Source organism: Pseudomonas sp. TH21, from assembly GCF_016651025.1.
Classification (GTDB): Bacteria; Pseudomonadota; Gammaproteobacteria; order Pseudomonadales; family Pseudomonadaceae; genus Aquipseudomonas; species Aquipseudomonas aylmerensis.
Genome location: NZ_JAEKEQ010000001.1, coordinates 4,594,168 through 4,606,915, shown reverse-complemented (window position 1 = coordinate 4,606,915; position 12,748 = coordinate 4,594,168). Strand labels below are relative to the sequence as shown.

Annotated in this window: 7 protein-coding genes and 1 pseudogene; 4 read left to right on the top strand and 4 right to left on the bottom strand. The window is 64.4% G+C overall.

Features of this window, described 5'->3' with window-relative positions:
- Window positions 1-6: 6 nt before the first annotated feature.
- Together JFU04_RS20310 and JFU04_RS20305 are read left to right on the top strand one after the other, a co-directional pair.
- The gene (locus tag JFU04_RS20310) at window positions 7-2,904 is read left to right on the top strand and encodes a two-partner secretion domain-containing protein (RefSeq protein ID WP_201145576.1); all 2,898 of its coding nucleotides are present in this window, start codon (window positions 7-9) and stop codon (window positions 2,902-2,904) included.
- Window positions 2,901-4,733 carry a peptide transporter gene (locus JFU04_RS20305; protein ID WP_201145574.1) on the top strand — a complete coding sequence of 611 codons (1,833 nt, stop codon included), beginning with the start codon at window positions 2,901-2,903 and terminating at the stop codon, window positions 4,731-4,733. Before JFU04_RS20310 ends, JFU04_RS20305 begins: the two co-directional genes overlap by 4 nt.
- 980 nt (window positions 4,734-5,713) lie before the next feature.
- On the opposite strand, the gene JFU04_RS20300 is transcribed toward JFU04_RS20305, so the two are convergent.
- From JFU04_RS20300 to JFU04_RS20290, 3 genes are all read right to left on the bottom strand, one after another.
- The gene (locus JFU04_RS20300) at window positions 5,714-8,125 is read right to left on the bottom strand and encodes a TonB-dependent siderophore receptor (RefSeq protein ID WP_201145572.1); all 2,412 of its coding nucleotides are present in this window, start codon (window positions 8,123-8,125) and stop codon (window positions 5,714-5,716) included.
- 75 nt (window positions 8,126-8,200) lie between these two features.
- Window positions 8,201-9,151, bottom strand: a complete 951-nt coding sequence (locus JFU04_RS20295; RefSeq protein WP_201145570.1) for a FecR family protein — start codon at window positions 9,149-9,151, stop codon at window positions 8,201-8,203.
- A complete protein-coding gene (locus tag JFU04_RS20290) occupies window positions 9,148-9,669 on the bottom strand; it encodes a sigma-70 family RNA polymerase sigma factor (protein ID WP_120449255.1) in 522 nt (173 codons plus the stop codon). Before JFU04_RS20290 ends, JFU04_RS20295 begins: the two co-directional genes overlap by 4 nt.
- A 168-nt stretch (window positions 9,670-9,837) precedes the next feature.
- On the opposite strand from JFU04_RS20290, the gene JFU04_RS20285 reads away from it, so the two are divergent.
- Window positions 9,838-10,761 carry a LysR family transcriptional regulator gene (locus JFU04_RS20285; protein ID WP_120449254.1) on the top strand — a complete coding sequence of 308 codons (924 nt, stop codon included), beginning with the start codon at window positions 9,838-9,840 and terminating at the stop codon, window positions 10,759-10,761.
- Here the strand turns inward: JFU04_RS20285 and JFU04_RS20280 are convergent.
- Window positions 10,664-11,368: a TetR/AcrR family transcriptional regulator gene (locus JFU04_RS20280; RefSeq protein WP_201145568.1), complete on the bottom strand. Its 705-nt coding sequence runs from the start codon at window positions 11,366-11,368 to the stop codon at window positions 10,664-10,666. The genes JFU04_RS20285 and JFU04_RS20280 overlap by 98 nt on opposite strands.
- A gap of 121 nt (window positions 11,369-11,489) precedes the next feature.
- On the opposite strand from JFU04_RS20280, the pseudogene JFU04_RS20275 reads away from it, so the two are divergent.
- Window positions 11,490-12,705: pseudogene (locus JFU04_RS20275) on the top strand (MFS transporter).
- Window positions 12,706-12,748 lie beyond the last annotated feature (43 nt).

The window sequence follows — 12,748 nt, the reverse complement described above, 5'->3', positions numbered from 1 at the left end:
CAGGCCATGAGCAAACAATACCGTCACACCGCACTGCCTGTACTCAAGCCCCTGAGTTTTGCCGTGCTCTGCGCCTTGTACGGCCTGGTGCCGATGCCTGCGCTGGCCCTGGACAACAATGCCTTGCCCACCAACGGCCAGGTGGTCGCGGGCAGCGGCACCATCACCAGCAACGGCAATGTCCTCACGGTGAACCAGGGCAGCGACCGCCTGATCGCCACGTGGGACACGTTCAATATCGGCAAGAACGCCCAGGTCAATTTCCTCCAGCCTGGCGCGTCGTCAGTGGCGCTCAACCGGGTGACCGGCAGCGACGGCTCGCAGATCCTCGGCCACCTGAATGCCAACGGCCAGGTGTTCTTGATCAACCCCCAGGGCGTGCTGTTTGGTGCCGGCTCCATGGTGGATGTCGGTGGGCTGGTCGCCAGTTCGCTGAATATTTCCAACAGCGATTTCATGGCCGGCAAGCACGTGTTTGCCGGCCAGGGCGGTGGCGCGGTGGTCAACCAGGGCACTATCCGCGCGCGGGACGGCGGCAGCGTGGCGCTGCTCGGCAGCCAGGTGCGCAACGAAGGCACGGTGGTTGCGCGGCTGGGCTCGGTGGTGCTCGGCGGCGGTGAAAAAATCACCCTGGATTTCACCGGCGACGGCTTGATCAATGTCGAGGTCAACGACCCGGCCATCGGCGCCAGCGTGATCAATCGCGGTCTGCTCAGCGCCAACGGCGGTGCGGTGACCATGACCGCCCGCGACTCCCAGGCCATGCTCAGCAATGTGGTGAACAACCAGGGCGTGATCGAGGCGCGCAGCCTGCAACAGCGCAACGGCAGGATCATCCTCGATGGCGGCGACAGTGGCGTGGTGGTCAACGGCGGCGTGCTCGATGTCTCGGGCAAGCAGGTGGGTGAGCGCGGCGGCAACGTTACCATGAGCGGGCAGTATGTCGGCCTGTTCGACAGCGGCCGCATCGATGCCGACGGCGACCTCGGCGGCGGCACGGTGTTGATGGGCGGCGATTACCAGGGCAGCGGCAACCTGCACCAGGCCGACAGCACCTTCATGGGCAGTGACGCACGCATCAGTGCGAATGCCTTGAGCAGCGGTGATGGTGGCAAGGTCATCCTGTGGTCCAAGGACAACACTCAGTTTTACGGCGACATCAGCGTGCGCGGCGCCGGCCGCCAGGGCCGTGGCGGGCTGGTGGAAACTTCCGGGCACGCGCTGGACATCGCCGGCACCGTCGACCTGAGTGCGGTGTCGGGGCAGGGCGGTACGTGGTTGATCGATCCGTTCAACATCAACATCACCAGCGGCGCCAGCAGCGGCACGTCGACCAGCTCTCCGTTCACGCCGAATGCCGGCGCCAGTTCCAACCTGAGTTCGGCGACGCTCAATGCGTCGTTGTCCGAGGGCGCGAATATCCTGGTGACCACCTCATCGGGCGCCGGCACCTCGGGGGACATCAACGTGCTGTCCAACGTCAAGGGCGTGGGCAACGCGACGCTGACCCTGCAGGCCCACCGCAATATCGTGATGACCAACACCAGCATCAGCAATGGCACCGGCAAGACCCTGAATGTGTCGCTGGTGTCCAACTTCAACAACAGCGGCAACGGCTCGGTGGCCCTGAGCAACGCGAGCATCAGCACCAACGGCGGCAACCTCACCCTCAGTGGCGCGGTCGACCCGGCGACGTCCTGGGCCAGCACCAACGTCAGCAATGGCGTGGGTATTTCCTTGACCAACGGCACGCGCATCAGCACCAGCGGCGGCGACATCACCTTGCGCGGCGCCACCTCGTCGAGCCTGGCCGCAGGCTCCACGGCGACCGCGATCAATATAAGCCGCAGCACCCTGGATGCGGGTGGCGGCAATATCAGCATCACCGCCGTGCAGGCCAGCACCACCGGCACCGGCGATGCCTTCGTGCTCACTGGCGGCAGCACACTCCAGACCTCGGGTGTCGGCAACATCAACATCGACAGCAGCAATCTCGGCAGCGGCAATGGCACGCGCATCTTCAGCACCAGCAACACCATCGCCACCACCGGCAGCGGCAACCTCACCCTGCGTGGTAGCGCGGTGTCGGGCAGCGGCGTGCTGGTGTGCTCGACGGCGACAACGTCGACGCAAACCCTGAGCGTCGGCAGCGGCACCTTGACGGTGCAGGGCGCGGCGGATTCGGGCCGAGGTGTTTTCCTCGCGGCTTCGACCACCGGCGTGGTGACGCTGAACGCGGGCGCGGGCGGCGATATCTTCATCGAGGGCCGCAGTGCCGGTGACTCCGGCACGGTGGTCAACTCCACCGGCACCGGCTCGGTGATCAACCTGACCACCCAGGACGGCGACCTGACCTTGAGCGGCACCTCGGGACCGGCCTCCAGCGCACCGGGCCTGAGCATTCGCAGCGGCGCCTCGGGTGCGGGCAATGGGGTCAATGTGCTCTCCAGCAGCGGCGATATTCGCCTGCAAGGCACCGCACAAGGGGCGGGGCCGGGGCTGTCGTTCAACGCCACCAACGCGCGCGGCTTCAACAACGTGATGACCGGCGGCAGCGGCAACCTTACCGTCACCGCGCGCAGTGCCAGTGGCGCCGCCTTGAGCTTCGACAACGGCACCAACACCCTGCAAGTGGCGGACGGCACCCTGCGCCTGGACCTCGATACGCCGTCAGGCAACTACCTCAACCAAGGCAACGGCACCGCGTCGATCACCGCCACCGGCAACGGCGCCGTGCTGACCAGTCGCGGCGGCTTGATCCACAACAACCTGCTGGAGACCCGTACCGAACCGACGCGCCAATACCATCAGAGCCAGATGGTCGGCGGCGCCTGGAGCCAGCCGCTCACCGCTCGCAGCCGGGACGCCGATGAGGTGCAGATCGACGTGGAGCGACCGCTATGACCGAGCCGCTGTTCTCCCTGGAGGGCTTCGAATACCTGTGCTACACCCGCGACCATGAAGGCGGCGCGCGTGAACTGGTGCGTTTGCTGCAATTGATCGACCGCAACTACGGCAAATTGTCCGAGCAGTTTTCCCTCAGTGTGTCGCCGGCAATCAGTCCTGGCGAGCTGGAAAGCCACGTGCTGACGCGCATTACCTGCGCGATCACCGCGCTGTTTTCCGACCCCGGTTTCAGCCTCAGCCCGGGGGGCTTTGGCCAGTTGATCAACCTGCAGCGCTGGCTGTCCTCGCTGTTTGCCGCGAGTGCCTTTATCAATGCGGATCACATCCTGCGCGCGCTGAACCTACTGGGGCCCGACGATGGTGACTACCGCCTGGCCGAGCAGGACCTGGTGAAGTTCTGCCTGTTGTATTCGCCGGAATCCCAGTTGCCGCTGGACGTGGACCTGCTGTGGGCGCAGAACCCGACGCTGGCGGCGGCGCTGTGCATGGCGCTGCTGTCGCCGCGCTTTCTCGGCACCCCGGCCGCGCACTCCAAGCGCGAGGCTTTGCTGGCCTGGCTGCCGGGGCGCCTGGAGCAACTGGACAGCCTGGACACGCTGCCGCTCAACGTACTGCACGACGTGTACATGCACTGCAGCTACGCCGACTTGCCCGAGCGCCATCGCATCAAGGCCTCGATCAATACGTTGATCGAACGCAAGCTCGCCAGCGTGGGCATCACCAGCGTGCCCCCGGCTGCCGCGCCGGTGCGTGACAAACCGCTGATGCTGGTGCTGCTCGAATGGTTCTCCGGCGGGCATTCTATCTACCGCACGCACTCGCTGACGTTGCAGGCGGCGCGGCGGGATTTCCACGTGGTGGCGCTGGGGTATGCGGCGAACGTGGATGAGCTCGGACGGGCAGTGTTCGATGAGTTTATCGAGCTGTCGGAGCCGGATGACCTGTTTGCCTGCCTGCGGCAGATCTCGGCCATCGCCGGTGCACGCCGGCCCGAGGTGTTCTACATGCCCAGTGTCGGCATGTTCCAGATCACCCTGTTCGCCAGCAACCTGCGCTTCGCGCCGCTGCAGGTGGCCGCCCTCGGGCACCCGGCGACCACGGCGTCGCGGCATATCGACCTGATCAGCGTCGAAGCGGATTTTGTCGGCGACCCCGCGTGCTTTACCGAACGCCTGCTGCAACTGCCGGCGAACGGGCAGCCGTATCGGCCCTCGGCGATCCCGGTGCAGTTGCCACGGCTGCCGCGCGAGGACGCGCCGTGGGTCAACGTCGCCATCGCCGCCACCACCATGAAACTCAACCCGACCTTCCTGCGCGCGTGCGAGGCGATTGCCGTGCGCACGTTGCACACCTGCGGCAAGCGCGTGCGTTTTCACTTCCTGGTGGGGCAGGCGCAAGGGCTGCTGTTCCCGCAACTGGTGCGCCTGATCGAGCGGTATGTCGGCGATGCTACGGTGTACCCGCATCAGCCCTATGCCGATTACATGGCCACGTTGAACCGCTGCGACCTGTTCCTTAGCCCATTTCCGTTTGGTAACACCAACGGCATCATCGACGCGCTGACCGTCGGCCTGCCGGGCGTCTGCAAGACCGGCCCGCAAGTGTTCGAGCATATCGACGAAGGGTTGTTTCGCCGAGTCGGCCTGGCGCCGTGGTGCATTGCACTGACCCATGAAGAGTACATAGCGGCCGCTGTGCGCCTGGCCGGCGACTTCGCCGAGCGCAGCGCGCTGTATCGGCACCTGGACACCAGCGCGCCGCTGGAGATTCTGTTCAAGGGCGAGCCTCATGCGTTGAGTGAGGCGTTGTTGGCAGAACTGGGCTGAATCGCGGGATGAGGCCGAGCCTATTGTGATGAGCACACTTCCTTTGTGGTGAGCGGGCTTGCCCCGCGTTGGGGGGCGAAGCCCCCCTAAAACCTGAGAACCGGATTTACCTGAAAGACCGCCGCGGTCTTATTGGGCTGCTGCGCAGCCCAACGCGGGGCAAGCCCGCTCACCACAAAAAACAGGCCTGCTCACTCGAGAGTCTGCTCACCACAAAAATTGCTGCTGCCATAAACAAGCACACAGGCCGCGGGAGATTTTGTTCGAGGGCGAGCCTCAGAGGTTGAGTGAGGCGTGGTTGGCAGAACCGGGCTGAATCGCGGGATGAGGCCGAACTTATTGTGGCAAGCGGGCTTTTTTGTGGTGAGCGGGCTTGCCCCGCGTTGGGGGGCGAAGCCCCCCTAAAACCTGAGTACCGGATCTACCTGAAAGACCGCAGCGGTCTTATTGGGGCTGCTGCGCAGCCCAACGCGGGGCAAGCCCGCTCACCACAGAAACAGGCCTGCTCACAACAAAAAGCAAGCCTGCTCACCACAAAAAACGGGTCTGCTCACCACAACAATTGCTGCTGCCATAAACAAGCACACAGGCCGTGGGAGATTTTGTTTGAGGGCGAGCCTTATGCGTTGAGTGAGGGTTTGTTGGCAGAGTAGTTTGAATCGCAGAGGGAAGGGTGAGCCTATTGTGATGAGCACACTTCCTTTGTGGTGAGCGGGCTTGCCCCGCGTTGGGGGGCTTGCCCCCCTAAAACCTGAGTACCTGATTTACCTGAAAGACCGCAGCGGTCTTATTGGGGCTGCTGCGCAGCCCAACGCGGGGCAAGCCCGCTCACCACAAAAACGTGCCTGTCCACCACAAAACAGGCCTGCTCACTACAGAAAAACAGGCCTGTTCACCACTGACACAGATCTGTCCACCACAGAAAGCAGGCCTGCTCACCACAACCAGTCCGCTTCCCCATTTTGCTCGGCGGCGCGCTGCTACCAGCGATACGTCAGCGAGCTGACCAGTTGGCGCTCGTCGCCGTACCGGCAAATTGCGAACTCGCAGTAGGTGTAGCGTTTGTTGGTGACGTTGTTGGCGTTGAGCGCGACTTCCCAGTGCGGGTCGATTTCGTAGCTGGCGCGGGCGTCGTACAGGGTGTAGGCGGGCATGGAGGAAGGCACGCCGGAGGCCTGGGTGGTGCCTTTGTAGCGGGCGCCGCCGCCGATGCGCAGTTGCGGGATTCCCAGCGCCGCCAGGCGATAGTCGGCCCACAGGGCCGCCTGGTGGTAGGGCGTGTCTTCGCTGCGTTGGCCGATTTCGCGGGCGATATCGCTTTTGGTGATGCGCGCGTCGATGTAGGCGTAGGAGGCAATCAGGCTGAGGTCGGGGGTGACCTCGGTCTTGGCTTCCAGTTCGAAACCACGCGAGCGCACTTCGCCGACTTGTACCGAAAAGTTGATATCGGTGCGGTCCTGGCTCAGGACGTTTTTCTGCTCCAGCTGGTACACCGCCGCACTCAGCAGGGTCGCGCTGCCTTCGGGTTGGTAGCGGATACCGATTTCATACTGCTTGCCCTCGGTGGGCACAAAGCTTTCGCCGGCCTTGTTGGTGCCGGCTACCGGGAAGAAGGATTCGCTGTAGCTGATGTAGGGCGCCAGGCCATTGTCGGCCTTGTACACCAGCCCCGCGCGCCAGGTGGTGGCTTCATCGCTCTGGCTGCTCTTGGCCGAATTGCGGAACAGTTCGGTGTCCTGGTCCGCCCAGTCATGACGGCCGCCGAGCAGCAGGATCCAGCGTTCATCGAACTTGATCTGGTCCTGGAAGTAGATGCCCTTTTGCAAGGTGTCGATCTGGGAACCACGGTCGGTGGCCGGGTTGCGATTCACCACCACCGGCTGCCCATACTGGTAGGTGGCCAGGTTCAACGGCTGGGCGGCGCCGCGGAAATTGTGCGAGTCGTAGCTGGTGTCGTAGCCATCAAAGCCCAGCAGGAACGTGTGCTGCCAGTCTCCAAACTGCCACTTGCTCTCGATATTGGTGTCGCTGGCCAGGCCCCGCGAGCGTTCACGGCGGTCGCTGTATTGGCGCTGCAGGATGCCGGTGTTTTGCGCGTTGGTGATGTTCTGGCCGCCGATGTTGACCTGCAGGTAGCGCCACGTCACATCCGACTGGTAGTAGCGCAGCTTGTTGCTGATGCGTGTGTGCTCATCGAAGCGGTGTTCGAACTCATAGCCCAGCGCCGACATCTCGCCGTTCATTTCGTCGTAGTCGGGCTCGCCGATAAAGTCGTGGCGGCCGATCTGGAATTTGCCGCTGCCGACGCCCTTGGTCAGTTGATAGGGCAGCGGCGCGGAGAAGCCGGTCTCGGTCTTCTGGTAGAACGACAGCAGGGTCAGCGAGGTGTCGTCATCCGGCCGCCAGGTCAGGGCCGGGGCGACGTAGACCTTGTCGTTGTTGATGTGGTCGGCGGCGGTGTCACTCTTGCGGTCGAGCAGGGTCAGGCGGTAACTCAGGGTGTCGCTGTCGCCCAGCGGGCCGGTGAAGTCGGCGGACAGTTGCTTGCGGTTGTTCTGTCCGGCTTGCAGGTTGACCTCGTGGTAGGGCGTCTGGCTGGGACGCTTGCTCACGGTATTGATCAGGCCGCCCGGCGACAGTTGCCCATACAACACCGACGCCGCGCCGCGAATCACCTCGGCGCGTTCCAGGCCATAGGGCTCCTGCACGCCGTCGTAGGAGTTGTTCTGCAGGCGCAGCCCGTCGCGCAGGGAACCGCCGGTGGCAGATTCGACGTCGAAGCCGCGAATGCGGAAACGGTCCGAGGTGCGGTTGAAACTGGTCGGCTGGCTGGTGAAACCCGGCGTCAGGTCGAGGGTTTGCGAGAGGGTTTCCGATTGGCGATCACGGATCTCGTCGCTGGTGACCACCGACAGCGATTGCGGGGTTTCGATGATCGGCGTGTCGGTCTTAGTGGCACTGAGGTTGCGTGTGGCCACGTAACCCTTGACGTGTTCGGTGCTGCTTTCTTCGGTCAGGCCCGTGATTGCAGTGGGGCCCAGCTCCAGCGAACCGCTGGTGTTGATCGGCACCAGCACATAGCCGTTTGCTCCCTGCACGGCCTGCAAACCGCTGCCGCGCAGCAGTTGGGCGAACCCCTGGGCAATTGCGAAGTCACCGTGCAGGCCGGCAGTCGTCAGGCCGGCGACGGTCTGGCTGTCGAACAGCAGCGCCACATGCGCCTGTTGCGCGAACAGGTTGAGCGCCGGGCCGAGGGGGCCGGCAGCGATCGCATACCGCGCCGCCTCTTGTGCCGCCACCGGGCTGCAGAGGCCCAGGCTCAGCGCAGCAAGGCTGGCCAGGTTGATCGCCAGGGCGAGGGGCAACGGAGAACGCTTGAAGTGGCGCGGCATGGAAGAAATTCCTGTTATTGAGGTGCTTTCTTCCTTGACGGGGCAACCCTGAAAAGCGGAACCCGGCACGCGAAACTATTTTTCGTAGCGTTCGATCTGCAGCCACAACGGGCTGAACGCGCGGATGCGCACCGGCAGGCCATCGGCAATCAATTGCAGCGCACGGCGCGGGTTATCCAGCGGCAATACGGCAGACACGCGCAGGTCGGCCAACTGCTGGCGATCAAACTGCACATGGCCGCCGTATTGGCGCGCCAGTTCGTCGAGCACCTCCGGCAGGGGCCGGTCCTGCACCACCAATTGATGGTGTTTCCAGGCATCGTCGGTGGCGCGCGGGTCGATTTTGCCCAGCACCTTCACGGCATCCGGGGTAATGCGCGCCTGTTGGCCGGCGCTGACGTGCACAGCCTTGTGCTGGGCGGCGTCGGTGGCCGCGACGGTCGATTCAAGCATGCTCAGCAAGGTGCCCGGCGCCTCGCGCTTGACCGTAAAACGTGTGCCGAGGGCGCGCATCTGGCCGTCGTCGGTCACCACCGTAAAGGGGCGCGTCGCATCGTGGGCGACTTGCACCAGGATTTCGCCGCGCAGCAAACGCACCTGGCGCTGCTGGCCGTTGAAGGTCAGGTCCACGGCGCTGTTGCCGCTCAAGGTCAGTTGCGAGCCATCTTCCAGGGCGACCTGCTGCCATTGCGCCGGCGCCGTGCGCTGGTCGGCCAGCCAGTAGCTCGGCGGGTACGCGCGCAACGCCAGGGCCACCGGCAATGCCACCAGCAACCCCAGCAGCACGCGCCCGGCCGGGTTGCGCCGGCGCACGCGGGCGGCTTCCAGCGCGGCTTGCACCGGGGCCTGTTGCGGGCGCAACGCCTGCAAGCGCCCGACAAACCCTTGCAGGCGCTCGAAAGCCGCCGCGTGGCGTGGATCGGCCGCTTGCCAGCGCTCGAACTGCTGCTGCTCGCGCTCGCTGAGATTGCCCTCATTGAGGCGGATCACCCAGTTCGCGGCCTGCTGGTCGAGGTCGGTGCTCATATGTCCAGCGCGTGGTTGCAGTGCATCAGCGCATTCATCAGGTGCTTGCGCACCATGCGCTCGGAAATCCCCAGGCGGCTGGCGATCTCGCTTTGGCGCAGGCCTTCGAGGAAGTACAGCAGGAACGCCTGCCGCGCATTCAGCGCCAGGCCGTCGAGCACAAAGGCGATCTGTTCCAGCGCTTCCAGGGTGACGAGGATCTCTTCCGGCGACTGCTGGCACTGCTCCATCATCTCGATGGTCAGGGCCAGCTCGCGCAGGTAGGCGTCTTCCAGCTGGCGCCGGCGCGCGCGGTCAATGATCAGGTGGCGCGCGGTGGTGGTCAGAAACGCACGCGGTTCGCGCATTGCGCCGAGGGCATCGCGGGACGCAAGGATGCGCAGAAACGTATCGTGGGAAAGATCCGCAGCGTTTTGCGGGCAACCGAGCTTTTTGCGCAGCCAGCCGAACAGCCAACCATGGTGCTCGGCGTAGAGCGCATGGACCGCCTGATTCAAGGGAAGGTTGCTGGCCGACATGGAAAGATACGTCTGCGGATAAGAATTATTCGCAAGATTAGCGGTGTGCCATCAGCGAAAGCAAGCGTGGCCGGTGCCGAACGCTGTATTTATCTTGGCACTGCTGATAAACAGGGCGTGTCATCCATCAAACCGCTACTCGCTGCCGTTGAGTCAGAAGCCTCCCTCATGAAGCGTCATTTCGAAGATTTGCAGCTGGGCAGTATCGAGCTGTTTTGCCTGGCAGCCGAAGCCAGCAGTTTCACCGCCGCCGCGCAGGTCGCCGGCGTCACCCCGGCTGCCGTGAGCCGCAGCGTCTCGCGCCTGGAAGAACGCCTGGGCTCGCGGCTGTTTGTGCGCACCACCCGCAGCATTCGCCTGACGGACAGCGGCCGGACGTTTTTCGAGCAATGCCGCCAAGCCCTGACCCAACTGGTGGAAGCCCAACAGGAAGTGATGGGCGCGCAGTCCGTGCCCTCCGGCCTGCTGCGCATCAGCATTCCGACCACCTACGGCCATCATCGCCTGCTGCCGCTGCTGCCGAAGTTTCGCGCGCTGTACCCGCAGGTCACGGTGGATATCCACATCAGCAACCGCAATATCGACTTCGTCGCCGAGGGCTATGACCTGGCCGTGCGCGTACGCGCACAACCCGACTCATCGCTGATCGCACGCCTGCTGGAAGATGCCGAACTGGTGGTGGTGGCCGCGCCGTCCTACCTGCAACGCGCCGGTACCCCACAGACGCTGGAGGATTTGCCTACCCACGAATGCATCCAGTACGAACTGCCGAGCAATGGGCGCCGCATCCCGTGGTTGTTCCAGGTGGACGGCAAGGCGCAGGAATTCGCGGGGGAGGCGGGGTATAGCTGTTCCGACGATGTCCTTGGCGGCGTGACTTTGGCCAAGCATGGTGCGGGGTTGTTCCAGACCTACAAGTTCATCGTCGAGCAGGAATTGGCGGACGGCAGCCTGGTGCAAGTGCTGCAGGCGTATGGCGGCCGTTCGCGGCCGTTTACCCTGCTGTATCCCCATGGGCGCTATGTGCCGCACCGGGTGCGCGCGTTTGTGGATTTTCTGATGCAGCACCGGGATGCAAAGGCGGCGCGATAGAGGCGGCGACATCCCAGCCCAGCATGAGCTGGCTGATCGCCGCATCGAGGGTCGCATGGGGCACGTTGTCCCGGGCCAAGATCGACACCCCCTGCAGGAAACTGTCAAACACGCTCGCCATCACCGCCGGCTGAGTGTGCTGCGGCAACTGGCCGAGCCGCATCGCCCGCTCCACACACGCGACGATCCCCGCCCGCGTGCGCAGCCGTGACTGGGTCAATGCATCGGCCACGCGTGCATTCTCCGGGCTCGGCGCGCTCATCACGCCCAACGCGACCATGCAGCCCTTGGGGTGCCCGTCTTCACACTGCATGCGCACCGACTGGCGCAGCGCAGTCTCCACCGCCTTGCGCGGCAACAGGGTTTCGTCCCACAGGCATTCGGTAACCTGGGCGTAGGTCGCCAGGTAGCGCTGCACGCACTCATCGAACAGCGCTTCCTTGGAGCCAAACGCCGCATAGAAACTCGGCGCAGAGATACCGCCACCCAACCCCGCCTTGAGCTGGGCCAAAGACGTGGCGTCGTAGCCGTGCTGCCAGAACAGGTGCAAGGCCTGTTCCACAGCCTGTTCACGGTCGAAAGTGCGGGGGCGGCCCATTTGTGCCATGTCGGGTCTCCGGTGGGGAATGAGATAAATACTAGTCGATACATAAGTCGTTGACAACGCGTCGCGACTGCCCGCAACATTTATATCGATCAGTATCTAAGTCTTGCCCCAGGAGTATCCCGTGACGCCCTCACTGACCCTATCGGCCTCGTCCGAACGTTTGCCCATCGGCGCCTTGCTCGCGCTGGCCATGACCGGCTTCATCTGCATCGTCACCGAAACCCTGCCTGCCGGCCTGTTGCCGCTGATCAGCGACGGCCTGGCGATTTCGCCGTCGATGGCCGGGCAAATGGTCACCGCCTACGCGCTGGGCTCGGTGCTGGCGGTGATCCCCATGACCATCGCCACCCGTGGCTGGCGCCGGCGCAATGTGTTGCTGCTGACCATCGTCGGTTTCCTGCTGTTCAACTCCATCACCGCGTGGTCGTCGCACTATGGCGTGACGCTGGTGGCGCGCTTCTTCGCCGGTGTCGCGGCGGGGCTGGCCTGGAGCCTGCTGGCCGGTTACGCCCGGCGCATGGTCGCACCGCACCAACAGGGCAAGGCACTCGCACTGGCGATGGTCGGCACGCCGATTGCGCTGTCGCTGGGTGTGCCGCTGGGCACCTGGCTCGGCGGTCTGGTGGGTTGGCGCACCACGTTCGGCCTGATGTCCGGCGTGAGCCTGGTGCTGATTGCCTGGGTGCTGGTGAAAGTCCCGGACTTCGCGCCCCAGCCCGCGCATCAACGCGTGTCGCTGGGCAAGGTGCTGACCACGCCGGGCGTGCGGCCGGTGCTGGCGGTGGTGATCAGTTGGATGCTCGCCCACAACATCCTCTACACCTACATCGCCCCGTTCGTGGCGCCGGCCGGCCTGGCCGAGCGCGTGGACCTGGTGTTACTGGTGTTCGGCATCGCCGCGTTGGCCGGCATCTGGATCACCGCCCGGCTGGTCGAGCCGCTGCTGCGCAACACGGTGCTGGCGAGCCTGCTGCTGTTTGCCGGCGTGAGCGTGGTGTTCGGCCTGTTGGGCAATCTGCCGTCGGTGATCTACCTCGGCGTGGCAGTCTGGGGCCTGAGCTTCGGCGGCGCCGCGACCTTGCTGCAGACCGCCCTGGCCGATGCGGCGGGAGATGGCGCGGACGTGGCGCTGTCACTCAACGTGGTGGCCTGGAACAGCGCGATTGCCGGCAGCGGCGTGGTCGGGGGTGTTGCTGGAGAGCTGGGGCGTGGCGGCGTTTCCGTGGGCGATGCTGGGGTTGATCGGGGTGGCGTTGGTGCTGACTTGGGCGGCCCGCGCCCATGCCTTCAAACCGGGGGCGCGGGGAGCGGGTAAACCTGCGGCTGTCGGGCACTAATCTGACTTTAGCTAGTCCATAATCCTCGAAATATCATCCACTT